This is a genomic window from Mycobacterium conspicuum, from assembly GCF_010730195.1.
GTDB classification, from domain to species: Bacteria; Actinomycetota; Actinomycetes; order Mycobacteriales; family Mycobacteriaceae; genus Mycobacterium; species Mycobacterium conspicuum.
Genome location: NZ_AP022613.1, coordinates 1530659 through 1555445 on the forward strand (window position 1 = coordinate 1530659; position 24787 = coordinate 1555445).

The following is a 24787-nucleotide window of genomic DNA, read 5'->3' on the forward strand; positions in this document are numbered from 1 at the left end:
TCCGATTCACTCCTGCCTGTCGGCCCGGCGGTTAGCCATACTATTAATCTTGGTGCCGTGACCTTACCCTGGACGCCCAGCCGGCTCGGCGACCTCACCGGCAAAACAATCATCGTGACGGGCGCGACCAACGGCGTCGGGCTCGGCACGGCGCGTGCGCTGGCCAGAGCCGGCGCCCACGTCATCCTGGCCGTGCGCAACACCGACTTGGGTGAGCAACGGGCGGCCGAGATGGGCGGCAACACGACGGTGGTCAAGCTCGACCTCGCCGACCAGTCGTCGGTGCACGCCTTTCCCGATCTGATCGACGGGCCGATCGACATCCTGATCAACAACGCCGGCACCCTGACCGATCGGCGCACCGACACCGTCGACGGCTTCGAGATGACGCTGGGCACCAACCTGCTCGGGCCGTTCGCGCTGACCAATCTGCTGCTGCCGCGGGTGCGTTCGCAGATCATCAACGTCGGCTCCGACGCGCACCGGTCGGCGACGCTGCACACCGACGACCTGCATCTGCGCCGCGACAAGTGGTCGAGGTTGGGCGCCTACGGGCAGTCGAAGCTCGCCGTGATGTTGTGGGGGCTCGAGCTGGACCGCCGGCTGCGCGCCGCCGGCTCGCCGATCGTCAGCCAGCTCACGCATCCGGGGTGGGTGGCCTCGAACCTGTCGCATCTGTCCGACTCGCCGCTGATGTCGTTGTCGCACAAGGCCGTCAAGGCGGTGGCCGACCGGCTGGCCAACGACATCGACGAAGGGGCGGCGCCGACGCTGTACTGCATCAGTGAGCCGATCCCCCCGGGCAGCTACGTCGGGGTGAGCGGCCGGTTCGGCCTGCGCGGCGGCCCGGTGCTGATCGGCCGCACGCAGCTGGCCTGCGACTACGACACCGCCGCCCGCCTGGTGGCCTTCGCCGAACACGAGACCGGCACCAAGCTGGAGGTTCCCGCTCATGGGTGAACTCGACGACACGGTCGCCGTTATCACGGGTGCGGCGCGCGGCCAGGGCCGCAGCCACGCGGTGGCGCTCGCCGAACAGGGCGCCGACATCATCGCCGTGGACATCTGCGCCGACATCGATTCGATTCCGTACCAGCTGGGCACCAAGGCCGACCTCGACGAGACCGTGCGGTTGGTGCAAGCCGCGGGGCGCAAGGCGGTACCCGTCGTCGCCGACGTGCGGGACCGGGCCGCGCTGGAAGCCGGGGTGCAGGCGGGCATCGACGAGGTCGGCGAGATCGACATCGTCATCGCCAACGCCGGGGTGGTGGCGATCGGCGACCCCGATGAACGCTCCGAACCGGTGTTCAACACGATCGTCGACACCAACCTGAAGGGTGTGTGGCACACCATGATCGCGACGGTGCCGTCGATCATCCGCAAGGGCCGCGGCGGCTCGGTCGTGCTGATCAGTTCGTCGCAGGGGCTGACCGGCAAGGGCGGCGACGGCAGCGCCGCGATGTTCGCCTACGCCGCGTCCAAGCACGGCGTGGTGGGCCTGATGCGTTCGGCGGCGAATGCCTATGCGCCGCACAGGATTCGGGTCAATTCGGTGAATCCGAGCGGTGTCGCGACGCCGATGATCCTCAACGACTTCGTGGTCAACAGCATGCTGGAGCGTCCCAATCCGGCGATCTCGGGGATGCTGCTCCCGGGCGTGCCGTTGGTGGAGGCGCGAGACGTCACCGAGGCGGTGCTGTGGTTGGTCAGCCCGCGTTCGCGGTATGTGACCGGCGTGGCGATACCGGTGGACGCCGGGCACACCATCATGTGATCAGCGCGGCGCGACGATGCCGTTGTCGTAGGCGTAGACGATCGCCGCGGCGCGGTCGCGCAGGTTGAGCTTTCCGAAGATGCGGCCGATGTGGCTTTTGACCGTGACGCCGGAGATGAACAGTTCGTCGGCGATCTCGTTGTTGGACAAGCCTTTTCCGATCAGGGTCAGCACGTCGAGCTCGCGGCTGGTCAGTTCGGCGATGTCGCTTCTATCCCGGGCCGCGGCCGCCTTGCGGTACGTGGTGAGCACGCGTGCGGTGACGGCGGGATCCAGGTAGCTGTCGCCCCGGGCGACGGCCCGCACCGCGCGGATCAGCTCTTCGGCCGACGAGTCCTTGAGCACGAAACCCGCCGCCCCGGCACGCAATGCGCCGGAGAGCAGCTCGTCCTCGTTGAAGGTGGTCAGCGCCAGCACCGGCGGGGCGCCGGCGAGCCCGGCCAGTCGCCGCGTCGCTTCGATGCCGTCGACTCGACGCATCCGCAGGTCCATCACGACGATGTCGGGTTGGTGGCGGGCAACGGCGTCGGGCACCTCGTCGCCGTCGGCGCATTCGGCGATGACGTTGAAACCGTCCTTGCGGCGCAGGATTCGGCGCAGCCCGGAGCGCACCAGGTCCTGATCGTCGACGAGCAGCACGGCGACGTCGGGTGATTCGTCCGTCATGTTGTGGAGCACCATGGCGGACGCCAACCGCCGTTCCCGTCGTGCAGGGGTATCTCGGCGCGCACCGACCACCCCTCGGTGGTGGGGCCGGCTTCGATCACGCCGCCGAGCAGCTCGACTCGCTGGCGCATGCCACGCAGGCCGCGCCCTTCCGGCGATGCGGTGACCGCCACGGTGGCGGGCAGCCGGTTGGTGACGGCGAGCCGGGCCGAGTCCGTCGAGATCGTCAGTCCCACAGCAGATTTCGAGTCAGGGGCGTGTTTGGCGATGTTGGCCAGCGACTCTTGAACGATGCGGTACAGGGCAAGTCCAACGGCCCCCGACACGTGCCGGGTCGACCCGTCGATGTGCAGCGCGACGGCCAGGCCGGCCCGCTCGAAATCCCCGACGAGAACCTCGATGTCGTCGACGCCGGGTTCGGGTGTGGTCTTCCCTTTCCGCGGCGAGTCGTCGAGTAGTCCCACGGTGCGACGGATGTCGGCCATCGCTTGGCGGCCCAGCTGCTCGGCCTGCTCGAGCGCCTCGACGGCGTCGTCGATGTCGCCCGAGTCCCGATCCTGTTGCAGCGCCCGCCGGGCGCCGGTCACGTGCAGCAGCGTGATCGACAGCGAATGGGCGATGACGTCGTGCACCTCGCGGGCGATGCGGCGTCGTTCGTCGGCCGCGGCGTGCTCGGCCAGGGTCTCCTGCACCCGGATCTGCTCGGCCAGCAGCAGTCGTTGGGTGCGCATCAGGTAGCCGATCAGCCACGCCCCGGCCACGAAACCCAGGTACAGCACCACCGCGTCAAGGCGGTGCAGCGCGGAAGCGCTGAGTAGCAGCGCGGCCGCCGATAGAGCGGCCAGGAAGCCGCCGAGCGCGGAGCTCAATGCGCCGACCGCTCCAACCATCAACACCAGCAAGGACGGCGCGAAGTCCGCATGTACCGGCGTCGACGTGGCGAACAGCATGACCGCTGTGGCCGCCGACCACGCCGCCCACAACAGCGCGGGACGGACCTTGATGTTGAGGACGGCGAACGCCAGCATGGGCGAGAGGGCGAGCACGAACGCGGCCAACACGACGGGCAGGTCGGACGACGGCCGCTGCAGGGTCGCGATCGCCCCGCCGACGAGCACGATGGCATCGGTGATCATCAGAAACGACCACGTGATGCCCACTGGGATCAGCTCGCTGCGCTGGCGGACCCGTTCCCGCAGATATGCCGTTGCGGCATGCCACATCACCTCATCGTAAAAGAGTGGCGTGCGCGGCCACATCCTGCTCGGGTCGCAATGAGCCGGCACCGCTCTCCGCCCGTGGTAGGAGACGAATTGCGAACCTCGGCACGACGCGCACCGTGAGTCGGTGTTCGTAGCGTTTTGGTCATGACATGGACACTGCTGCACGACCGAATGGCCTTCATGGCCGAGGTGATTCGAGCCGCTGAAACCGACCCCGAGGCGGCACTTGACTTGGCCGACAGGGCATCCGAGGTGGCTCGGCTCTTCGGCGATGAGGAGGGACTGCTGCTCTCGCTGCGGCAGCGCTGGATGACGATGTTGGTCGCCAAGCTGGATCAGGCCGCGCACGACGAGATTCCGGCCGATCGGGCCAGGGCGGACCTGGTGGCCGCGCAGCCCGGGCTGCACGCGCTGGTGCAGGCCGCGGCCCGGCGATCGCTGCGGGTGCGGTCCCTGTCGCGCGGTGAGCACCGGGCGATGGAATTCTTCGGATCAACCGGCAGCCGGCTGACCGTTGCGTGAACGCGCCGCCCTGCTGATCGTCGGCCTGTGGGTGCTGGCGGCGGCCGTCGGCAATCTGGCAGTGCCGCAACTGGAGCGGGTCGTCGACTCGCATTCTCGGTCCTTCATGCCCGCGGCCGCGCCGAGCTCTATCGCGGCGACGGCCGCCGCCCGCCTCTTCGATCAGACGCCCAGCAATAACTTCATTTACGTTGTGCTGGAACGAAATCAGCCGCTCACTTCGCGTGACCGACAGTTTTACGACACCTTGACGGCGGCGCTGGGCTCCGAGCCGAGTCGGGTGTATGCGGTGACGGATCTGTGGTCGCAGCCCGCGACGGCGGCCGGCGCCCAGAGCGACGACGGCAAGGCCGTCAGCGTGATGGTCCGGCTCGCCGGGATGCTGGGCACCTCGGCGGCGCGGGATTCGGTTGAGTTCGTGCGCAACACAGTGCAGCGGCTGTCGCCTCCGGCGGGCCTGCAGGTTCGCGTGACCGGTCCCGGCGCCACCATCGTCGACGAATTCGCCGCGATCGATCGGCAGATGCTTTCGATCACCGCCGCCACCGTGGGTCTCATCCTGCTGTTGCTGTTGGTGGTGTACCGGTCGCCGATCGCGGCGGCGATCCCTTTGGCGTCGGTGGGTTTGGCGCTGGCCGTGGCCCGGTCAGTTGTTGCGGCGCTGGGGATGTCGGGCCTCGTCGAGGTGTCGTTGTTCTCGGTGGCGTTGATGGCGGCCCTGACGCTGGGGGCGGGCACCGACTACACCATCTTTTTCATCGGCCGCTACCACGAGGGCCGGCGTCGCGGTGTCACGCCCGCGCGAGCGCTCACCGACGCATACCGCGCGGTCGCGCCGGTGGTGATCGGTTCGGCGCTGACCATCGCCTCCGCGCTGGCGGCTCTGGGCTTCGCCGAGGTAGGGATGTTCCGCAGCACCGGAATACCGTGCGCCGTAGCGATTCTCGTCGTGATGGCGGCGGCGCTGACGCTGACGCCGGCGCTGATGAGCGTGGCCGTTCGCCGGGGCTTCCTCGAGCCGCGACCGTCGTCGACCGCGCCGCGCTGGCGCCGCATCGGAGCGGTGGTGGCGCGTTGGCCCGGCCCGATCCTGATCACCGCGGGCGCGCTGATCGCGCTGGCCGCGCTGCCGCTAGCGGGCATGCGGGTGGGGTGGAACGAACCCGCCGCCACGCCGTCGACCGCCGACTCCAGTCGCGGCTATGCGGATGCCGGCCGGCACTTCGCGGCCAATGCGCTGCTGCCCGACGTCGTCACCGTCGAGGCCGACCGTGACCTGCGCACACCGGCCGGGCTGATCGCCATCGAGCGGATCACTCGCCAGATCATGGCCATACCCGGCGTTCGGACGGTGCAGTCCGCCAGCCGTCCCGACGGCAGGGTGCCCGACCAGGCGACGTTGAGCTATCAGGCCGGCGTGCTCGGCCGTCAATTCGGGGAAGCGATCGATGCGCTAACGCAGCGGCTCGGCCGCATTTCCGAGCTGGACGACGCGTTGGCGCGCACGCAATCGGCGGTGGACAGCCTCGGCGGCGGATTGCGCGGCGGCGCGGCCGGGCTTCGTGACATGTCGTCGGCCGCACAAGATATGCGCTCCGGATTGGACGGCGTACAGCGCACCGTCACGACCGTGTCCGGTTACCTTGACCCGCTGCGGGATTTCGTGGTCCGAACCCCGGACTGTGCGGCAAACCCGTTGTGCTCCACCGTCAATCGCGTTCTGCAGCCTGTGGACAGTTTGGCGCAGACCGCGACGTCCCTCGGCGATGGTGCGGCGAAGCTCACCGGCGGGTCGACCACGGCCGCGCGAGCGATGGCCGGACTGCCGCAGGCCGTGACACAGATGAACGACGCACTGGCGCAAGCGCGTTCGGCGACCCACGATCTGCTGGGGCTGAGTCAGACGATCGGGCCACGGATGCGCCAGCTGACCGACTACCTGGCAGAGATCGACACGCAGTTTCGGGGCAGCGCCGCGTCCGGTTTCTACCTGCCCGAGCGGGCGTTGAGCGATCCGCGCTACACCGCCGTGCTGCGCCACCTGGTCTCGGCGGATGGGCGCGCCACCTATCTGCTGGTGTACGGCGACGGCGAGGAGTGGGGCGGTGACGGCGCCCGCCGTACCGAGCAGGTGCGCACCGCGATCAGGGAAGCCACCAAGGAGGGCACCCTGCACCCGACGAGTGTCGGCCTGGCCGGTGTCGGACCGGCGACCGCGGACCTGCAGCGGTTCGTCGCCCGCGACACCGCCTTGTTGGTGGGCGCGGCGCTGGCCCTGATCTTCGTGATCGTCACCGCGATGCTGCGCAGTCCGGTCGCCGGTCTGGTGGTGGTGGGCACCGTCGTCGCTTCGTACGCGTCGGCGCTCGGCATGAGTGTGCTGGTGTGGCAGGACCTGCTTGGGCACGATTTGCACTGGGCCGTCGCGCCCATCGCGTTCATCGCGCTGATCGCGGTCGGCGCCGACTACAACCTGCTGCTGGCGTTGCGGATCAAGCAGGAGGCGGCGGGCGCCGGCATCAAAACCGGAATCATCCGGGCGTTCGGCGGCACCGGCGGCGTCGTCACCACCGCCGGCATCGTCTTCGGGATCACCATGCTGGCCCTGCTGGGCAGCAGCGTGCTGAGCATCGCGCAGATCGGCAGCACCATCGCGGTCGGATTGTTGCTGGACACCCTCGTCGTGCGGGCGCTGATCACACCGTCCGTCGTGGCGTTACTGGGCCGGTGGTTCTGGTGGCCGGCCCGAATGGTCCGCGCTGCTAGCCGCGGGTGACCTTGCCGGCCTTGATGCAGGACGCGCAGACGTTCAGCCGCTTTTTGTTGCCGCCGGGGCGGGTCACGACGTGCACGGTCTGGACGTTCGGGTTCCACCGGCGGCTGGTGCGGCGGTGGGAGTGCGACACCGACTTACCGAAGCCGGGGCCTTTCCCGCAGATATCGCACACAGCGGCCATGATTCAAACTCCTCAATGGTTCGGGAAGCCGGCAACTCGCAGCTCGGCAGCCCAGAATACCGACTGCCCTGGGCAACCACCAAAACGGCGACTGAAGGGGTGGTTTGCGGTCGGTGGGAGCGTATCGTCGGGTGGCCAACCGGCCTAGACGGTTTTGTTGGCATTCGATGGAAACGCGATAGGCGCTGGACGTGGCCGGCTTTGGTACCTGAGCTAAGGCGTCGCTCTAGTCCAGGAGTCGTCGGTCAAGTCCCGGCGTCCCGTTGATCTTGTATTACATTTGTAATACACTCGCGCCGGTGGGTGCGATTGGACCGAGGAAGCGGCCTATCACATCTGGGCCGAGCACAAACTCACCACCGACGCGGCGGACGAAGCGCTCGAAGACCCGGAGGCCGTCATCTTCAGCCCGGACTACAACAGCCGATCAGGCCTCAGCGATCGCACCATTGGCTACTCGTCGCAGGCAGGAGACCCGGTGACCGTTATCACCTACAAACAGGCGGGTTTGGTCTACGGCGCCAGCGCATGGAAATCCAACAGCCGCGATCGCCGCTACTACAGACAAGGAGGGCCAGATGAGCAAGAAGGAACTGAATAACATCCTGGCCGAAATCCGTCAGGAAGCGGAAGCTGGTGAAGCGGATCAAACTGGGCGGCCCATCCCCAAGCACGTCAAAGTGACGAAGGGCAACCCGCGCAGCAAGGTGCTGCAGGTGCGCCTCAACCCAGACGAAATGGCGGCACTAGAAGCCATCGCTGAGCAGCGTGAACTGCCGGTGTCGACCGTCGCCCGAGAGCATCTCCGTCAGCTAATCGCTATCAACGACCCAGTCCGCAAGCGACTCCAGATGCTAACCGCCCTCGACGAAGCCGCTGGCGAAATGAGCGGCGACGAAACGTTGTCCAACGTTGAGCGCATCGCGGTCAAGGAGCCAAAGCCGAATCTGCTCCGGAAGGTGCTCGCAATGGTTGACGCGGCCGCGATCCTCAACGAGTATGCCGTCGCTGTGCGGAAAGAAATGATGCACGGTGCAGCAACCGACGAAACGCGGCATCCGCCAACTTTTGGAGAAGACTTGCCCTAATCCACGTTCACATTTGTAGATCGGGCCCGTGATCGCTTGGGGCGGTCTCATTCGTGACGTCGAGACAAACTCGGTCTCGTCCTTGCCTCCGGAATGGCGCGCGACGACAGTACCGAAGCGAGCGCCGGCGCGCCCTGCAGAACTGTCGGTATGCGATGAGCTGGTTCGCCGTGTTGTCTAGGACGAGCCGGTGATCCTCCGGCACCATGCTGCCCTTTCGCCGAGCGTTGCACCCAAACGAGTTACCGGCAACGCGCGTCCGCCGACATAAAATTGCACCGATTACGGTTGGCGGCCAGTTCACGAACGGCAGTGTCGCCCCCGCTGGCTAGGCTCAATGGGCCGGTCCGGCCTCGCTGGCCGTGTTGTTCTTCAGGGGCACTCACTGCACCCGCGTCGCCAAGCTACGCTGGCGCCCGCCGGGGGCCTGGCGCGCGGAGGAGGTGGGCAGGAGTGGGCACGTCAGATCGTGTGCTGGACGCCTCGGCCCTGCGCGACTGGGCGCACGCCTCCGTCAGCGATCTGATCACTCACATCGACGAGATCAACCGCCTCAACGTCTTCCCCGTCGCCGATTCCGACACGGGCGCCAACATGTTGTTCACCATGCGTTCGGCCCTGGCCGAGGCGAATGCCGAGGCGGGTTCCGGGTGCGCCGCCCGGGTCGCGGCCGCCTTGTCCGCCGGTGCGCTCAACGGCGCGCGCGGCAACTCCGGGGTGATCCTGTCCCAAATCCTGCGGGGCATCGCCGACGTCACCGCGGGCGCGGCCGCCGATGCCGGCGGGGAACTGCGCGAGGTCGACGCCTACCTGCTCGGGGCCGCTCTGCGCCGGGGGGTCGCTTTGGTCATCACCTCGATGGGCGACGAGGTCCCGGGCACCATCGTCTCGGTGCTGCGCGCCGCCGCCGACGCCGTTGGGCAATGCGCCCGGGACGGCTTGGGCGCGGCGGTCGCCGCCGCGGGCGACGCTGCCGTCGTGGCGCTGGAAAAGACGCCGGAGCAGCTGGACGTCCTCGCCGACGCCGGCGCGGTGGACGCCGGCGGGCGGGGCCTGCTGGTCCTGCTGGACGCGCTGCGCTCGACGGTCACCGGTCAGGCGCCCGTTCGCACGGTGTACGAGCCGTCGCCGCGTGCCGAGGCGGCCGACCCCCAGGCAGCGGCCGCCGAACGCCGCGCACCGCAATTCGAGGTGATGTACCTGCTGGACGGGTGCGACGCCCAAGCGGCCGACACCCTGCGGGATCGGCTCGGCGAGTTGGGCGAATCGGTGGCCATTGCAGAAGCAGCCGAGGCGACCCGCGGCTATTCGGTGCACGTCCACACCGACGACGCCGGTGCGGCCGTCGAAGCGGGGCTGGCGGCCGGGCGGTTGAGCCGGATCGTGATCTCCGCGCTGACCTCGGGCGCCGCCGGGCTGCCGGCGGGCGGCTGGACACGGGAACGCGCGGTGCTGGCCGTCGTCGACGGCGCCGGTGCCGCCGACTTGTTCGCCGGGGAGGGCGCCAGCGTGCTGCAACCCGATGCGTCGGGCATCACCGCGCATCAGCTGGTGCGGGCCGTGGTGGACACGGGGGCGGCGCAGGTCATGGTGCTGCCCAACGGCTACGTGCCCGCCGAGGAGCTGGTGGCCGGCTGCACCGCCGCGATCGGCTGGGGCATCGACGTGGTGCCGATACCGACGGGATCGATGGTGCAGGGGCTCGCGGCGCTGGCCGTGCACGAACCGGGCCGCCAGGCCGTCGACGACGGCTACACCATGGCCCGCGCCGCCGGCGCCGCCCGGTACGGATCGGTGCGCATCGCCACCGAGAGCGCGTTGACCTTCGCGGGCCAGTGCCGGCCCGGCGACGGCCTGGGCATCGCGGGCGACGAGGTGCTGATCGTGGCCGCCGACGTGGCCGCCGCGGCGATCGGCCTGCTCGATCTGCTGCTTGCCTCGGGCGGCGACCTGGTCACGGTGCTGGTGGGCGCCGGTGCAGAGCAGGACCCCCACGCCACCGCGGTGGGCGACGTCCTGGAAGCCCATGTGCACGACCACCATCCGGGCACCGAGCTGATGATCTACCGCACCGGCCATCGCGGCGACGCGCTGTTGATCGGGGTCGAGTAGCGATGGCGACACTCACCGACCGGTTGGACTACCTGGTGGGCGGCGACGCCGCCGAGCGACTTGACGAGGTGTTCGGCATCCGCACCGTCGACGACCTGCTGCGCCACTACCCCCGCACCTACACCGTGGGCACGACGGTGATCGGCCCCGAAGATGAGCAGCCGGAGCCCGGCCAGCACATCACCATCGTCGACACCATCACCTCCGCGGCGATGATCACGACGAAGAAGAACCCGAGGAAGAAGATCTTCCGCATCACCGTCGGCTCCGGGCGCGGCGCGGTGACGGCCACCTTCTTCAACGCGCACTACATCAGCAGGGACCTCAAAAAGGGCACGCGGGTGATGCTGTCCGGGGAGATCGGCTTCTACAAGAACACCATGCAGCTGACACACCCGGCGTTCCTCATCCTCGACGGAAGGGCCCGTGGCTCCAACAGCCTGAAAAACCTCGCCAAGACCTCCGAAAACACCCGGGGCGGCGAGCTGGCGATCGAAGACTTCGAGTACAGCTTCTTTCCGATCTATCCGGCCAGTGCCAGGTTGCAAAGCTGGGACATCTTCTCCTGCGTGCGCCAAGTGCTCGACATGCTCGATCCAGTTGAGGACCCGCTGCCGGCGGAACTGGTTGCCGCGCATGGCTTTATCTCCGAAGACGAAGCGTTGCGCGCCATCCATCTCTCCGAGGACGAACAGCTACGCCGACGGGCCCGCGAGCGGTTGACGTTCGACGAGGCGGTCGGCCTGCAGTGGGCGCTGCTGGCGCGCCGGCACAGCGAGCTGTCCGAGTCCGGGCCGCCGGCGCCGCCGAGGCCGGACGGCTTGGCGGCAGAACTGTTGCGGCGCTTGCCATTTGAACTGACCGCGGGCCAGCGCGAGGTGCTCGACGTGCTGAGCGACGGCCTCGCGTCGACGCGGCCGTTGAACCGGCTGCTGCAGGGTGAGGTCGGGTCGGGCAAGACGATCGTCGCGGTGCTGGCGATGCTGCAGCTGGTCGACGCGGACTACCAATGCGCACTGTTGGCACCAACGGAAGTCCTTGCCGCACAACATGTTCGGTCGATCTCCGACGTCCTGGGTCCGTTGGCCATGGGCGGCCAGTTGGGCGGGGCGGACAATGCCGCCCGCGTGGCGCTGCTCAGCGGCTCGATGACGGCAGCCCAGAAGAAGCAGCTGCGGGCCGAGATCGCCGCGGGCCAGGTGGACATCGTCGTCGGCACCCACGCCCTACTGCAGGACGCGGTGGAATTCCACAACCTGGGCATGGTGGTGGTCGACGAGCAACACCGCTTCGGGGTGGAGCAGCGAGATCGATTGCGGGCCAAGGCCCGTGCGGGAATCACCCCGCATCTGCTGGTGATGACGGCCACGCCAATACCGCGCACGGTGGCGCTCACGGTCTACGGCGACCTGGAAACCCTGACGCTGCGCGAACTTCCGCGTGGACGCCAGCCGATCACCAGCAGGACGATTTTCATCCGCGACAAGCCCGCGTGGCTGGACCGGGCCTGGCAGCGCATCATCGAGGAGGTCGCCGCCGGGCGGCAGGCCTACGTGGTGACGCCCCGCATCGACGAGAGCGACGAGCCGGAGAAGGAAGGCGCGCGACCGTCGGAAACCGCCGTGGGCCTTTATGCCCGACTGCGATCCGGTGAGCTGGCCAACCTGAGGCTCGGACTCATGCACGGGCGGCTGTCCGCCGACGAGAAGGACGCCGTGATGGCGGGTTTCCGTGCGGGCGACATCGATGTCCTGGTGTGCACCACCGTCATTGAGGTCGGCGTCGACGTCCCCAACGCCACCGTGATGTTGGTGATGGATGCCGAACGGTTCGGCATCAGCCAGCTGCACCAGCTGCGCGGTCGCATCGGTCGCGGCGAGCACCCCAGCCTGTGCCTGCTGGCCAGCTGGGTCGGGCCGGGGTCGGCGGGCGGCCGGCGACTGTCCGCGGTCGCCGACACCATGGACGGGTTCGCGCTCGCCGACCTGGACCTCAAGGAACGCAAGGAAGGAGATGTGTTGGGCCGCAACCAATCCGGCCGGGCGATCACGTTGCGCCTGCTGTCGCTGGCCGACCATCTGGCCCTGATCGAAGCCGCTCGCGACTTCTGCGCAAGTGCCTACCAGGAGACCAGCCCGCACCCCGGATTGACCGCGCTGGCAGCACGATTCACCGACACCGACCGCATCGAGTACATGGACAAATCGTGAACCGCAAAGTCCTGCTGTGGTTGTCCGCGACCGCGTTGCTCGCGGTGCTGGTGGCCTATCAGACGTGGGGATCGTCGACGGCCAGGCATGCCGGCGAGGTCGCTGCGCGCGCCGACGTCCCCACCGTCGCTCCGGGTACCGACGTGCTCGCCGGGGTCGGCGTGGTGCCGATGCGGGTGCACCGCTACGACTACCACCGGACGGCGTTCGGCGACGCCTGGACCGACGACAACGACGCCCCGCTCGGGCACAACGGGTGCGACACCCGCGACGACATCCTCAACCGCGATCTCGTCGACAAGACCTACGTCTCGATCAAGCGGTGCCCGGACGCGGTGGCCACCGGCACCCTGCACGACCCGTACACCAACACCACCATCGCGTTTCAGCGCGGCGCCAAGGTGGGCGAATCGGTGCAGATCGACCACATCGTTCCGCTGGCCTACGCCTGGGACATGGGCGCGTCGGGCTGGCCGGATGCCGAGCGGGTGCGCTTCGCCAACGACCCGGCGAACCTGCTGGCCGTGCAGGGCCAGGCTAATCAGGACAAGGGCGATCTGCCGCCGGGACGGTGGATGCCGCCGAACACGGCGTTCGCGTGCCAATACGCCATGCAGTTCATCACGGTAGTGCGCGGTTACGCGCTGCCGGTGGATCAGGAGTCGTCGAACGTGTTGCGTCAGGCCGCCGGCACCTGCCCGACGGGGTGAACTAACCGACGTACGTCTCCGGGTCCTCGCGCAGCCGGGTGCCGTCGTCGAGCGCGTTGATCGCGTCCATGTGCTCGGCGGCCAATTCGAAATCGAAAATGTCCAGATTGCTGGCGATGTGCTCGGCGTTGGCCGAACGGAACACCGCCGCGTTACCCAACTGCAGGTTCCACCGCAGCAGCACCTGCGCCGGCGTCTTGCCGTATTGGCCGGCGACGGACGTCACCGTCGGGTGGTCCATCAGCCGGCCCAGGGCCAGCGGGGTGTAGGACTGCGTGACGACGTTGTGCTGGGCGTTGGCCTTACGCATCGCGTCCTGGTTGAGCAGCGGGTGCAGCTCGATCTGGTTGACCGCCGGTGTGACGAAGCTGAGGTCGATAACCATCTCGAGATGCTCGTCGGTGAAGTTGGCCACGCCGATCGAACGGACCTGGCCGTCGCCGCGGAGTTGGATCAGCCCGCCCCAGGAGTCGACGTACTTGCCGAGCGACGCGGCCGGCCAGTGCACCAGGTACAGGTCGAGGTAGTCCAGGCCGAGGCGCTCCATGCTGGCGCCGCAGGCGGCCACGGCGTTGGACAGACCCTGGTCGGCGATGGCCAGCTTGGTGGTGACGAACAACTCGGCGCGCGGAATGCCCGAGGCCGCGATCGCCCGCCCGACGGCGGCCTCGTTGCCATAGGACGCGGCGGTGTCGATCAGCCGGCAGCCCATTTCCAGCGCGGCCGACACGGCGCGTTCGGCCTCGTCCTCGGACAATTCGCCGACCCCGACGCCAAGGACCGGCATCGTGTTCTCGTCATTGAGAGCTATTGATGGAATGTTGGCGCCCGATTGGCCGGCCACTAGGTTCACCTGCCTGAGAAAAAATTCGATGGGACTCGTGAGGTCGTGAAATCACGATAGTACCGAGCGGAACATGCCAGGTGGCGCACGCACGTGCGGGTGTTGGCCCCAATTTTCGAGGTATTCGCCCGGCCCGCTCAGCACGTAGAGTTGGTCGCGGCGCGCCTGAAGGGCGCGCGCGGGGGAGTTTTTAAGGGAGCAGCGCATGACCAAGGGTCCGCCAGGGGCGCCGGTTCTCACTCTTGGCGCGAAGGGCGCACCCACGCGGTTGACCAGCCGTTTGCAAGGTGTGGTCACCAGCGTCGGGGTCAAGGTGATCCCGTGGGTGCCGCCCGGCGCCGCGCGGGTGCTGTCGGGCGGGCGTGCGGTGATCATCGACGGCAACACGCTCGACCCGACGCTGCAGCTGATGCTGTCGGGTTTGCACGCCGTCGGCATCGACGGCCTGGCCATCGACGACGATGTGGCCGTGTCCCGGGCCCAGATGCGGGAAATGGTCGTCGGCATGCCGGGGCCGCAGATTCACGTCACCGTCGACGACCTCGCGCTGCCCGGCCCCGCCGGTGAGATCCCGGCGCGCCACTACCGCCCGGCCACCGGCCCCGACACCGACCAAGCGACGGACCTGCTGGTCTTCTACCACGGCGGCGGCTGGTCGCTCGGCGATCTGGACACCTATGACGCGCTGTGCCGGTTGACCTGTCGCGACGCCGGCATTCAGGTGCTGTCGATCGACTATCGGCTGGCTCCCGAGCACCCGGCGCCCGCCGCGATCGAGGATGCCTATGCGGCGTTTGAGTGGGCGTACGAACACGGCGCCGAGCTCGGCGCGAGACCCGGACGGGTCGCGGTCGGCGGGGACAGCGCCGGCGGCAACCTGGCGGCGGTGGTGTGCCAGTTGGCGCGCGACGCGGGTGGGCCCGCCCCCATCCTGCAGTGGCTGCTCTATCCGCGTACCGACTTCACCGCGCAGACGCGGTCGCTGGGCCTGTTCGCCAGCGGGTTCCTGCTGACCAAACGGGACATGGATTTCTTCGAGTCGCAATATTTGAGGGGGTCCGGCCTCGACAAGACCGATCCCCGGGTGTCGCCGGCGCGAGCCGAGTCGCTGTCCGGGCTGGCGCCGGCGCTCATCGCGGTCGCGGGTTTCGACCCGCTGCGCGACGAAGGCGAGAGCTACGCCGCGGCGTTGCGGGCCGCCGGGACCCCGGTCGACCTGCGTGCCCTGGGTTCGCTGACCCACGGCTTCGCCAATCTGTTTCCGCTCGGGGGCGGCATCGCCACCGCGACCGCCGAGCTGATTTCGGCTTTGCGGGCTCACCTCAGCCGGGCGTAGGCGCGGCGCCGGTACTCTCTAACCCGTGGCCGACAAACCCAAACGCCCCCCGCGCATCGACGTGACGTCCGCCGGCCGTAGCTCCAGCCGGCTCATCCCGATCGCCGCCACCGCGGTGGTCGTGCTGCTCTTGGTTGGCATCGTCTGGTATGTGATGGCGCACAAGAAGCCGGCGCCCGTCGCCGGGGGCTCCGGCGACGCGGTGCGGGTGACGTCGGGCAAGCTGATCACCCAGCCCGGCAGCACCAACCCCAAGGTGGTGGTGTCCTTCTACGAGGACTTCCTGTGTCCGGCGTGCGGCGACTTCGAGCGGAAGTACGGGTCGACGGTGTCCAAGCTCATCGACACCGGCGCCATCGCGGCGGATTACTCGATGGTGTCCATTCTGGACAGCCCGCGGAACCAGAACTATTCCTCGCGGGCGGGCGCGGCGTCGATGTGCGTCGCCGACGAGTCCATCGATGCGTACCGCCGTTTCCATACGGCGTTGTACAGCAAGGGCATTCAGCCCGACGAGCGCGGACCGAACTTCCCCGACAACGCGAAACTGATCGAACTCGCGCGCGAAGCCGGGGTGGTGGGCAAGGTCCCGGACTGCATCAACAGCGGCAAGTATCTCGACAAGGTCAAGGGGGCGGCCGCGGCCGCCAAGATCAACGCGACCCCGACGATCAAGATCAACGGGAACGACTACGAGCCGACGACGCCCGACGCGCTGGTCGCGGCCGTCAAGCAGATCGTGGGTGACGTTCCCGGCATTGACAACCCCGTCGCGCCCGCGGCCTGATGACCGAACGCGTATCGGGGCCCAGCGCGTTGTGGGTGCTGATCGCGGGGGTTGCCGGCCTGGTCGCGTCGATGGCGCTGACCATCGACAAGTTCAAACTGCTGCTCAACCCCAACTACGTGCCGTCCTGCAACATCAACCCGATCGTGTCCTGCGGCTCGGTGATGGCGACGCCGCAGGCGTCACTGTTGGGCTTTCCCAACCCGCTGCTCGGCATCATCGGCTTCACCGTGGTGCTGGTGACCGGCGTGCTGGCGGTCGCGAAAGTGACTCTGCCGCAGTGGTATTGGATCGGGCTATCGGTCGGAACGCTGGTCGGTGCGGTGCTGGTGCACTGGCTGATCTTTCAGAGCCTGTACCGCATCGGCGCGCTGTGCCCCTACTGCATGGTGGTGTGGGCGATCACCATCCCGCTACTCGTGGTGTTGGCGTCCATCGTGTTTCGGCCGGCGGTGGACCGCGGCGGCGCCCTGGCGCGGGTGGGATACCAATGGCGGTGGTCCATCGTCACACTGTGGTTCACCGCGGTGATCCTGTTGATCATGGTGAGGTTCTGGGACTATTGGTCGACGCTCTGGTGACACCAGCGGCGCTAGGAGGCTGCCCGTGATTTCCAAAGTGCTGGTTGCCAATCGCGGTGAGATCGCGATCCGCGCCTTCCGCGCCGCCTACGAACTCGGCATCGGAACCGTCGCCATCTACGCCTACGAGGACCGCAATTCGCAGCATCGGCTGAAGGCCGACGAGTCGTATCAGATCGGCGAGGTGGGCCACCCGGTTCGGGCGTACCTGTCCGTGGACGACATCGTCGAGACTGCCGGCAGTGCGGGCGCCGATGCCATCTACCCGGGCTACGGGTTCTTGTCGGAGAACCCGGACCTGGCGGCGGCGTGCGCGGCGGCGGGTATCACGTTCGTCGGGCCCGGCGCCGAAGTGCTTGAGCTGACTGGAAATAAGGCCCGCGCGATCGCGGCCGCCCGCGAAGCCGGGCTGCCGGTGCTGGCGTCGTCGGCGCCGTCGGCGTCGGTCGACGAGCTGGTGGCGGCCGCTTCGGACATGCGGTTTCCGTTGTTCGTCAAGGCCGTTGCCGGCGGCGGGGGCCGCGGCATGCGCCGGGTCAACGACGCCGCCGCGCTGCCCGAGGCGATCGAAGCCGCCAGCCGCGAAGCCGAGTCGGCGTTCGGCGACGCGACGGTGTACCTCGAACAGGCGGTGCTACGGCCGCGCCACATCGAGGTGCAGATCCTGGCCGACACCGCCGGCAACGTGATCCACCTCTACGAGCGGGACTGCAGCGTGCAGCGGCGCCACCAGAAGGTCATCGAATTGGCGCCCGCGCCGGCGCTGGATCCCGAGCTGCGCGAAAAGATGTGCGCCGACGCGGTCGTGTTCGCCCGGCACATCGGGTACAGCTGCGCGGGCACCGTCGAATTCCTGCTCGACGAGAACGGCGAGTACGTCTTCATCGAGATGAACCCGCGGATTCAGGTGGAGCACACCGTAACCGAGGAAATCACCGACGTCGATCTGGTCTCCAGCCAGTTGCGCATCGCCTCGGGGCAGACGTTGGATGAGCTGGGTCTGCGGCAGGAGACGATCCGGCCGCACGGCGCGGCCCTGCAATGCCGGATCACCACCGAGGATCCGGCCAACGGTTTCCGCCCCGACACCGGGCGGATCAGCGCCTACCGCGTCCCCGGCGGGGCGGGCATCCGGCTGGACGGCAGCACCAATCTCGGCGCCGAGATCGGCGCGCACTTCGACTCGATGCTGGTGAAGCTGACCTGCCGGGGCCGCGACTTGCCGACCGCGGTGGCCCGGGCCCGCCGCGGCATCGCGGAGTTCCGCATCCGCGGGGTGTCGACGAATATCCCGTTCCTGCAAGCGGTTCTGGACGATCCCGATTTCCAGGCCGGCCGGGTCACCACGTCGTTCATCGACGAGCGCCCGCAGCTGCTGACCGCCCGCGCCTCGGCCGACCGCGGCACCAAGATCCTGGACTACCTCGCCGACGTCACGGTCAACCAGCCGCACGGCGCCCGGCCGTCGACGGTCTACCCGCAGGACAAGCTGCCCGACATCGATCTGGAGGCTCCGCCGCCGGCTGGGTCCAAGCAACGGCTAGTTGAGTTGGGGCCGGAGGGTTTCGCGCGCTGGCTGCGCGAATCACCGGCGGTGGGCGTCACCGACACCACATTCCGCGACGCCCATCAGTCGTTGCTGGCCACCCGCGTGCGTACCAGCGGATTGGCCCGGGTGGCACCCTATCTCGCGCGGACGGTGCCGCAGCTGCTGTCGGTGGAGTGCTGGGGCGGCGCGACGTACGACGTGGCGCTGCGCTTCCTCAAAGAGGACCCGTGGGAGCGGTTGGCCACGCTGCGTGAGCTGATGCCCAACATCTGCCTGCAGATGCTGTTGCGGGGCCGCAACACCGTCGGCTACACGCCCTACCCGGAGCTGGTCACGTCCGCGTTCATCGAGGAGGCTACCGCCACCGGCATCGACATCTTCCGAATCTTCGACGCGCTCAACAACCTCGAGTCGATGCGCCCGGCCATCGACGCCGTGCGCGAAACCGGTACCGCGATAGCAGAAGTCGCGATGTGCTACACCGGCGATCTGTCCGACCCGGGCGAGCAGCTCTACACGCTGGACTACTACCTGAAGCTGGCCGAGCGGATCGTGGACGCCGGCGCGCACGTGCTGGCCATCAAGGACATGGCCGGCCTGCTGCGCCCCGCGGCGGCGACCCAACTGGTTGGCGCGCTGCGCAGCCGCTTTGATCTGCCGGTGCATGTGCACACCCACGACACCCCCGGCGGCCAGTTGGCCAGCTACATCGCCGCCTGGCAGGCCGGGGCCGACGCCGTCGACGGGGCCGCCGCGCCGATGGCCGGAACCACCAGCCAGCCCGCGCTGAGCTCGATCGTCGCCGCCGCCGCCCACACCGCCTACGACACCGGGCTGTCGCTGTCGGCGGTGTGCGAACTCGAGCCCTATTGGGAGGCGATGCGAAAGGTGTACGCGCCCTTCGAATCCGGGCTGCCCGGCCCGACGGGTCGGGTCTATCACCACGAGATCCCCGGCGGGCAACTGTCCAACCTGCGCCAGCAGGCGATCGCGCTGGGGCTGGGGGACCGGTTCGAGGAGGTCGAAGAGGCCTACGCGGGCGCCGACCGGGTGCTGGGGCGGCTGATCAAGGTGACTCCGTCGTCGAAGGTGGTCGGCGACCTGGCGCTGGCGCTGGTGGGTGCGGGGGTGAGCGCCGACGAATTCGCCGCCGAGCCAGCGCGATTCGACATCCCGGAATCGGTGCTCGGTTTCCTGCGTGGGGAACTCGGCGAGCCCGCGGGCGGATGGCCCGAACCCCTGCGCACCGCGGCGCTGGCCGGCCGCGCGCCGGCCAAGCCCGCCCCGCAACTGACGGCCGACGACGAGGTGCTGCTGTCGCTGGCCGGGCCCAAGCGCCAGGCCACCCTGAACCGGCTGCTATTCCCTGCTCCGACAAAGGAATTCGAAGCGCACCGGGAAACCTACGGCGACACCTCGCAATTGTCGGCCAACCAGTTCTTCTACGGCCTGCGCCAGGGCGAGGAACACCGCGTGCAACTCGAGCGCGGGGTCGAATTGCTGATCGGGCTCGAGGCCATCTCCGAACCGGACGAGCGCGGCATGCGCACGGTGATGTGCATCATGAACGGCCAGCTGCGGCCGATTCTGGTGCGCGACCGCAGCATCGCCAGCGAGGTGCCGGCGGCCGAGAAGGCCGACCGCGGCAACCCCGGACACGTCGCCGCACCGTTCGCCGGGGTCATCACCGTGGGCGTCTCCGTCGGCGACCGGGTGAGCGCCGGCGAAACCATCGCCACCATCGAGGCCATGAAGATGGAGGCCCCGATCACGGCCCCCAAAGACGGTGCGGTGGAGCGGGTCGCGGTGTCCGACACCGCGCAGGTCGAGGGCGGGGACCTGCTGGTGGTGCTGAGCTGACGCGCATTATTGGGGGCGTGGCCGGGGGCCGGCGCATCGCGGTCCCGGCGCGCGGGACCAGACCCACCACCGACCGGGTGCGGGAGTCGCTGTTCAACATCGTCACCGCGCGCCGCGACCTGACAGGCCTGGCCGTCCTGGACCTCTATGCCGGCTCCGGCGCGCTGGGGCTGGAGGCGCTGTCGCGCGGGGCCGCCTCGGCGCTGTTCGTGGAGTCCGATCAGCGCAGCGCGGCCGTCATCGCGCGCAACATCGAATCGCTGGGTCTGCCCGGGGCGACGCTGCGCCGCGGCGCGGTGGCGGCCGTGCTGGCCGCGGGGGCGCCCTCGCCGGTCGACCTCGTGCTGGCCGACCCGCCGTATGACGTCGACAACGGTGAGATCGAGGCCGTGCTGGCGGCTTTGGCCGGCTGGACGCACGACGGGACCGTCGCCGTGATCGAGCGGCCGGCGGCCGGGATGCCGCTGACCTGGCCGGCTGGCTGGGAGCCCTGGCAGCCGCGGGTGTACGGCGACACCCGTCTGGAGCTTGCCGAACGGCTCTGAGGCGCACTGCTACCGTCATGCTTCATGAGCGGCGCGGTGTGCCCGGGGTCCTTCGACCCCGTGACGTTGGGCCACGTCGACGTCTTCGAACGCGCGGCGGCGCAGTTCGACGAGGTGGTGGTCGCGATTCTGGTCAACCCCGCCAAGAAGGGCCTGTTCGATCTCGACGAGCGAATCGCGATGATCGAGGAGTCGACGACACACCTGCCCAACCTGCGGGTGGAGTCCGGGCAGGGTCTGGTGGTCGATTTCGTGCGGGCGCGCGGCATGACCGCCATCGTCAAGGGCCTGCGCACCGGCACCGACTTCGAATACGAGCTGCAGATGGCGCAGATGAACAAGCATGTCGCCGGCGTCGACACCTTCTTCGTCGCGACGACGCCGAAGTATTCCTTCGTGTCGTCGTCGTTGGCCAAAGAGGTCGCCATGCTCGGCGGGGACGTGTCGGAGCTGCTGCCCGAGCCGGTGAATCGCCGTCTGCGCGAAAAGCTGGCCCATGGCCAGTGATCCGCAGGCCGTCGTCGGCGAGTTCCGAGGAAAGATATGACGCCGCCGGCGCGCTACTGCACCCCGACTTCGTCGTGCACGAAGCGGGTGGGATGCCGTTCAGCGGCGAATATCACGGTGCGGCAGGGTTTTTCGAGCTCTACGCCAAGATGAACGAAGGCCTGAAGCTGACGCCGGGCGAGGCCATTCAGTTCCTGCACGCGGAAGACGCCGGCGCCTCCCGCTGACGTTCACCACGCTGTTACAACAGCGTTGAGTGTGCATCCAGGGCGGCCATATCGCCAAAATCCCGCCCTGCGTTCACTTTCAACGCCGTAGGTTCACAGTCATCGCTTGCAGGCGTGTCAGAACACGACCGTCTGGTTGTCGTGCACGATCACCCGGTCCTGGCAGTGCCAGAGCACCGCGCGCGACAGGACCGCGCGTTCGACGTCCGCGCCGACGCGGATCAAGTCGTCGACGGTGTGGGTGTGATCGACACGGACGACGTCCTGTTCGATGATCGGCCCCTCGTCGAGCACCTCGGTCGCGTAGTGGGCGGTTGCGCCGACCAGCTTGACGCCCCGTTCCCGCGCCCGCTTGTAGGGGGACGCGCCGACGAACGCCGGCAGGAACGAATGGTGGATGTTGATCACCGGGCAGCCGACTCCGTCGAGAAACGTCGGAGTCAAAATTTGCATGTAGCGGGCCAGCACCACCAAATCGACGTTGCCCCTGAGCAACTGGAGTTGACGCTCTTCGGCCTCGGCGCGGGTGTCGCGGGTGGCGGGGATGTGAATGAACGGCACACCGAACGGCCGAACCCGCTCGGCCAGGTCGGGGTGGTTGGCGATCACCATGGCAATCGACATCTGAAGGTCGCCACGGCGGTTGCGCCACAACAGATCTAGCAGGCAGTGGTCTTCCTTGGAGGCCATGATCGCGACCCGCTTGGGCTTGTCGGCCTCGGTGAAGCGGTAGTCGATGGCGTACTTGCCGGCCAGGGTGCTGGCGAACTCCTCCTTCAGCCCGTCGATCGCGGCGGTCAGCCCGGGCAGGTGAAAGATCGCCCGCTGCAGAAATGTTCCATCTTCCGGCGCGGTGGAGTGCTGGTCCAGGGAAATGATGTTGGCGCCGGCCTGAGTCAAAAAGGTGCTCACCGCGGCGATGAGCCCCGGGCGGTCGTGGCAACGAAGCAGCAGCCGGCCGATGTCGGCGGGCAGCGGCGGACCGGCGGGCGGCTGCGGGTAATTGTCAGGCTCTGTCGGTGTCGGCACCGCGGATCGTGGCCCCCCAGCTCGTCAGGTTTTGGGATTACCGAATTTCCGGGCCAGGATACCGCCCGCCGCGCGCAACCTCAGTGGCAGTGCCCGCCGTCATCGTGATGGTCATGCGGCGCGTCGGGCGAACCGCCCATCATGCGCAGCATGGGCAGACCACCGGAGGTGATGAAGCGGATGACGAGCACCGCCGCGACGGCGAGGAAGGCGATGTTGAGCCAGGTGGTGTAGTTCCACGAGATCGTGGCTTCCATGACCGTGGCGGCACGCTGCGTCGGGATGAAATGGGCTGTGCCGAAAATCAATTCGACGAGATAGCCGGCGACCACCATGGCCGCGTAGAAGGTGCCGAGCAGCGTCAGCATCATCTTGGTGCCGTAGTACTTCCGGTAGATGTTCAAGATCGGAATGATCAACAGGTCGGCGAAGATGAACGCGACAACGCCGCCGAAGCTGATGCCCCCGTTCCACAGCACGGCGGCCAGTGGGACATTGCCGATCGAGCAGACGAAGGACACGATCGCCACGACGGGCCCGACGATCGGTCCCCAGATGACCGCCCAGCCCGGATGGTTGGCCAAAAAGAAGTCCTGCCAAAACGTTTGGGGCACCCACGCCGCGATGGCGCCGGCGATCAGCAGGCCCACGATGAGGTCGCGCAGGATCGCCGACCACTCCATCACGAACACGTGCGACACCGACGTTAACCCCCGAGGGGAAAACAGCCGCTGCCAAAACGAGCCTTCGCCACCGATGGACATGTCCATCGCGGCATGGCCTTCCATCGATCCGGCGATTCCGCGCTCGGCCTGCTCCCGGGCGGCGTCGATGAGTCGGGAACGCACGAACAGCCGGAACAAGACGGCCAGGATCACGATCATCAGCGGCCCGCCGACGAATTCCGCGGCGGTGAACTGCCAGCCCATCAGCAGGGCCAAAATGATGCCCAGTTCCACCACCAGGTTGGTGGAACCGATCTCGAAGGCCATGGCGGCGGTGAAATTGGCGCCCTTGCGGAACAGGGATCGGGCCAGGGCGACGGCCGCGTACGAGCACGACGACGACGCCGCCCCCAGACCGGCCGCGACCGCCAGGGTGCGCGGGCGGTCGTCGCCCAGCACCGACACGATCGTCGAGCGGCGCACCACGGCCTGCACCACCGCCGACAGCGCGAAACCCAGGATCAGCGCCCACAGGATTTCCCAGGTCATCGATCCAGCTAGCGCCAACGCGTGGCCGACGGCTGCGAGTGCTTTGCTGATCACGCCGATTACCCTACTGGGGTATTTTGCGGGCGCGCAAAACGCCTCACCAGCGGCGCAGGTTCGCTGGCGGCGATACGCTGGGACGCATCCAGTCGCCCGCGGGACTAGGGAAAACGGGTCAAAAAAGGGGCCGACACACCGGCCTCGCCACCCTAGTCACAGCCGCAACAACAGGCACACTGGTAACAACAGGATTTGCTGGACCTCAGGAAGGTATGGCCGTGTACCGAGTCTTTGAAGCGCTGGACGAATTGAGCGCCATCGTGGAAGAAGCCCGTGGCGTGCCGATGACGGCGGGCTGCGTGGTGCCCCGCGGTGACGTGCTGGAACTGGTCGACGACATCAAGGACGCGATCCCCGGCGAGCTGGACGACGCCCAGGACGTGCTCGACGCGCGCGACTCGATGCTGCACGAGGCCAAGACGCACGCCGAATCCATGGTGTCCTCGGCGACCACCGAGGCGGAATCGATGGTGAACCACGCGCGCGCCGAGGCCGACCGGATCCTGTCCGACGCGAAATCGCAGGCAGATCGCATGGTCAGCGAGGCGCGCCAGCACAGCGAGCGGATGGTCGGGGAGGCGCGCGAGGAGGCGATGCGCATCGGGACCGCCGCCAAGCGCGAGTACGAGGCCACCGTCAGCCGCGCCAAGTCCGAGGCCGACCGGTTGATCGAAAACGGCAACATCTCCTACGAAAAGGCCGTGCAAGAGGGCATCAAGGAGCAGCAGCGCCTGGTGTCGGACAACGAGGTGGTGCAGGCGGCCACGCTGGAATCCACCCGGCTGATCGACTCGGCGCACGCCGAGGCCGACCGGTTGCGCGGCGAATGCGACATCTACGTCGACAACAAGCTCGCCGAGTTCGAGGAGTTCCTCAACGGCACACTTCGGTCCGTCAACCGCGGCCGTCATCAGCTGCGCACGGCGGCCGGCACGCACGACTACGCGGTGCGTTAACCCACCGGCCCCAGCAACCCCAACGCCGTAGGA

General features: G+C 68.1%; 22 protein-coding genes. 16 read left to right on the plus strand and 6 right to left on the minus strand.

Translation table 11 applies throughout. From position 1 onward, the window contains the following. The first annotated feature begins 57 nt into the window (after positions 1 to 57). Both G6N66_RS07385 and G6N66_RS07390 read left to right on the plus strand, forming a co-directional pair. Positions 58 to 960, plus strand: coding sequence for an SDR family NAD(P)-dependent oxidoreductase (locus tag G6N66_RS07385; protein WP_085232173.1), 903 nt, complete (start codon positions 58 to 60; stop codon positions 958 to 960). Continuing rightward, positions 953 to 1774, plus strand: coding sequence for a mycofactocin-coupled SDR family oxidoreductase (locus tag G6N66_RS07390; RefSeq protein ID WP_085232172.1), 822 nt, complete (start codon positions 953 to 955; stop codon positions 1772 to 1774). The genes G6N66_RS07385 and G6N66_RS07390 overlap by 8 nt, the downstream gene beginning before the upstream one ends. Here the strand turns inward: G6N66_RS07390 and G6N66_RS07395 are convergent, their stop codons facing one another. Together G6N66_RS07395 and G6N66_RS07400 are read right to left on the minus strand one after the other, a co-directional pair. Next, positions 1775 to 2440: a response regulator transcription factor gene (locus tag G6N66_RS07395; protein ID WP_085232171.1), complete on the minus strand. Its 666-nt coding sequence runs from the start codon at positions 2438 to 2440 to the stop codon at positions 1775 to 1777. It lies immediately after the preceding gene. Continuing rightward, positions 2437 to 3663, minus strand: coding sequence for a sensor histidine kinase (locus G6N66_RS07400; protein WP_085232413.1), 1227 nt, complete (start codon positions 3661 to 3663; stop codon positions 2437 to 2439). The genes G6N66_RS07395 and G6N66_RS07400 overlap by 4 nt, the downstream gene beginning before the upstream one ends. Positions 3664 to 3807: 144 nt before the next feature. Between G6N66_RS07400 and G6N66_RS07405 the strand changes: the two genes are divergently transcribed. Together G6N66_RS07405 and G6N66_RS07410 are read left to right on the plus strand one after the other, a co-directional pair. Then, positions 3808 to 4185, plus strand: coding sequence for a hypothetical protein (locus tag G6N66_RS07405; protein WP_085232170.1), 378 nt, complete (start codon positions 3808 to 3810; stop codon positions 4183 to 4185). Continuing rightward, complete coding sequence (locus G6N66_RS07410) at positions 4178 to 6961, plus strand: MMPL/RND family transporter (RefSeq protein ID WP_085232169.1); 2784 nt, start codon at positions 4178 to 4180, stop codon at positions 6959 to 6961. Before G6N66_RS07405 ends, G6N66_RS07410 begins: the two co-directional genes overlap by 8 nt. Here G6N66_RS07410 and rpmB read toward each other — a convergent pair. Continuing rightward, positions 6948 to 7142 carry a 50S ribosomal protein L28 gene (gene rpmB, locus G6N66_RS07415; RefSeq protein WP_085232168.1) on the minus strand — a complete coding sequence of 65 codons (195 nt, stop codon included), beginning with the start codon at positions 7140 to 7142 and terminating at the stop codon, positions 6948 to 6950. The two genes, G6N66_RS07410 and rpmB, sit on opposite strands and share 14 nt — an antisense overlap. Positions 7143 to 7720: 578 nt before the next feature. Here rpmB and G6N66_RS29325 point away from each other — a divergent pair. The 4 genes from G6N66_RS29325 (at position 7721) to G6N66_RS07435 (ending at position 13262) form a co-directional block, all read left to right on the plus strand. Further along, positions 7721 to 8230, plus strand: coding sequence for a hypothetical protein (locus G6N66_RS29325; RefSeq protein WP_232079228.1), 510 nt, complete (start codon positions 7721 to 7723; stop codon positions 8228 to 8230). A 453-nt stretch (positions 8231 to 8683) separates the two neighbouring features. After that, positions 8684 to 10342, plus strand: a complete 1659-nt coding sequence (locus G6N66_RS07425) for a DAK2 domain-containing protein (protein WP_085232166.1) — start codon at positions 8684 to 8686, stop codon at positions 10340 to 10342. Between the two features lie 2 nt (positions 10343 to 10344). After that, the gene (recG, locus tag G6N66_RS07430) at positions 10345 to 12552 is read left to right on the plus strand and encodes an ATP-dependent DNA helicase RecG (protein ID WP_085232165.1); all 2208 of its coding nucleotides are present in this window, start codon (positions 10345 to 10347) and stop codon (positions 12550 to 12552) included. Further along, positions 12549 to 13262: an HNH endonuclease family protein gene (locus G6N66_RS07435; RefSeq protein ID WP_085232164.1), complete on the plus strand. Its 714-nt coding sequence runs from the start codon at positions 12549 to 12551 to the stop codon at positions 13260 to 13262. Before recG ends, G6N66_RS07435 begins: the two co-directional genes overlap by 4 nt. Before the next feature lies 1 nt (position 13263). Here G6N66_RS07435 and G6N66_RS07440 read toward each other — a convergent pair whose 3' ends face one another. Then, positions 13264 to 14106, minus strand: a complete 843-nt coding sequence (locus G6N66_RS07440) for an aldo/keto reductase (RefSeq protein ID WP_179968258.1) — start codon at positions 14104 to 14106, stop codon at positions 13264 to 13266. A 205-nt stretch (positions 14107 to 14311) separates the two neighbouring features. Between G6N66_RS07440 and G6N66_RS07445 the strand changes: the two genes are divergently transcribed. From G6N66_RS07445 to G6N66_RS07475, 7 genes are read left to right on the plus strand one after another with little or no spacing between them, the layout of a single operon-like run. Further along, positions 14312 to 15442, plus strand: a complete 1131-nt coding sequence (locus G6N66_RS07445; RefSeq protein WP_085232163.1) for an alpha/beta hydrolase — start codon at positions 14312 to 14314, stop codon at positions 15440 to 15442. A gap of 25 nt (positions 15443 to 15467) precedes the next feature. Then, positions 15468 to 16229: a DsbA family protein gene (locus G6N66_RS07450; RefSeq protein ID WP_085232162.1), complete on the plus strand. Its 762-nt coding sequence runs from the start codon at positions 15468 to 15470 to the stop codon at positions 16227 to 16229. Beyond that, positions 16229 to 16810: a vitamin K epoxide reductase family protein gene (locus tag G6N66_RS07455; protein ID WP_085232161.1), complete on the plus strand. Its 582-nt coding sequence runs from the start codon at positions 16229 to 16231 to the stop codon at positions 16808 to 16810. The genes G6N66_RS07450 and G6N66_RS07455 overlap by 1 nt, the downstream gene beginning before the upstream one ends. A 25-nt stretch (positions 16811 to 16835) precedes the next feature. Continuing rightward, entirely contained in the window at positions 16836 to 20219 is a 3384-nt protein-coding gene (locus tag G6N66_RS07460) for a pyruvate carboxylase (RefSeq protein WP_085232160.1), read from the plus strand. Continuing rightward, positions 20216 to 20764: a 16S rRNA (guanine(966)-N(2))-methyltransferase RsmD gene (rsmD, locus tag G6N66_RS07465; RefSeq protein WP_085232411.1), complete on the plus strand. Its 549-nt coding sequence runs from the start codon at positions 20216 to 20218 to the stop codon at positions 20762 to 20764. Before G6N66_RS07460 ends, rsmD begins: the two co-directional genes overlap by 4 nt. A gap of 24 nt (positions 20765 to 20788) precedes the next feature. Then, positions 20789 to 21271 carry a pantetheine-phosphate adenylyltransferase gene (coaD, locus tag G6N66_RS07470; protein WP_085232159.1) on the plus strand — a complete coding sequence of 161 codons (483 nt, stop codon included), beginning with the start codon at positions 20789 to 20791 and terminating at the stop codon, positions 21269 to 21271. Continuing rightward, on the plus strand, positions 21268 to 21498 hold the full coding sequence (locus tag G6N66_RS07475) for a nuclear transport factor 2-like protein (RefSeq protein ID WP_085232158.1): 231 nt from the start codon (positions 21268 to 21270) through the stop codon (positions 21496 to 21498). Before coaD ends, G6N66_RS07475 begins: the two co-directional genes overlap by 4 nt. A gap of 117 nt (positions 21499 to 21615) precedes the next feature. Here the strand turns inward: G6N66_RS07475 and purU are convergent, their stop codons facing one another. Beyond that, a complete protein-coding gene (purU, locus tag G6N66_RS07480) occupies positions 21616 to 22527 on the minus strand; it encodes a formyltetrahydrofolate deformylase (protein WP_085232157.1) in 912 nt (303 codons plus the stop codon). 80 nt (positions 22528 to 22607) lie between these two features. Further along, positions 22608 to 23792, minus strand: coding sequence for a permease (locus G6N66_RS07485; protein ID WP_085232410.1), 1185 nt, complete (start codon positions 23790 to 23792; stop codon positions 22608 to 22610). A gap of 224 nt (positions 23793 to 24016) precedes the next feature. Between G6N66_RS07485 and sepIVA the strand changes: the two genes are divergently transcribed. Then, positions 24017 to 24754: a cell division protein SepIVA gene (gene sepIVA, locus G6N66_RS07490; RefSeq protein ID WP_085232409.1), complete on the plus strand. Its 738-nt coding sequence runs from the start codon at positions 24017 to 24019 to the stop codon at positions 24752 to 24754. Positions 24755 to 24787 lie beyond the last annotated feature (33 nt).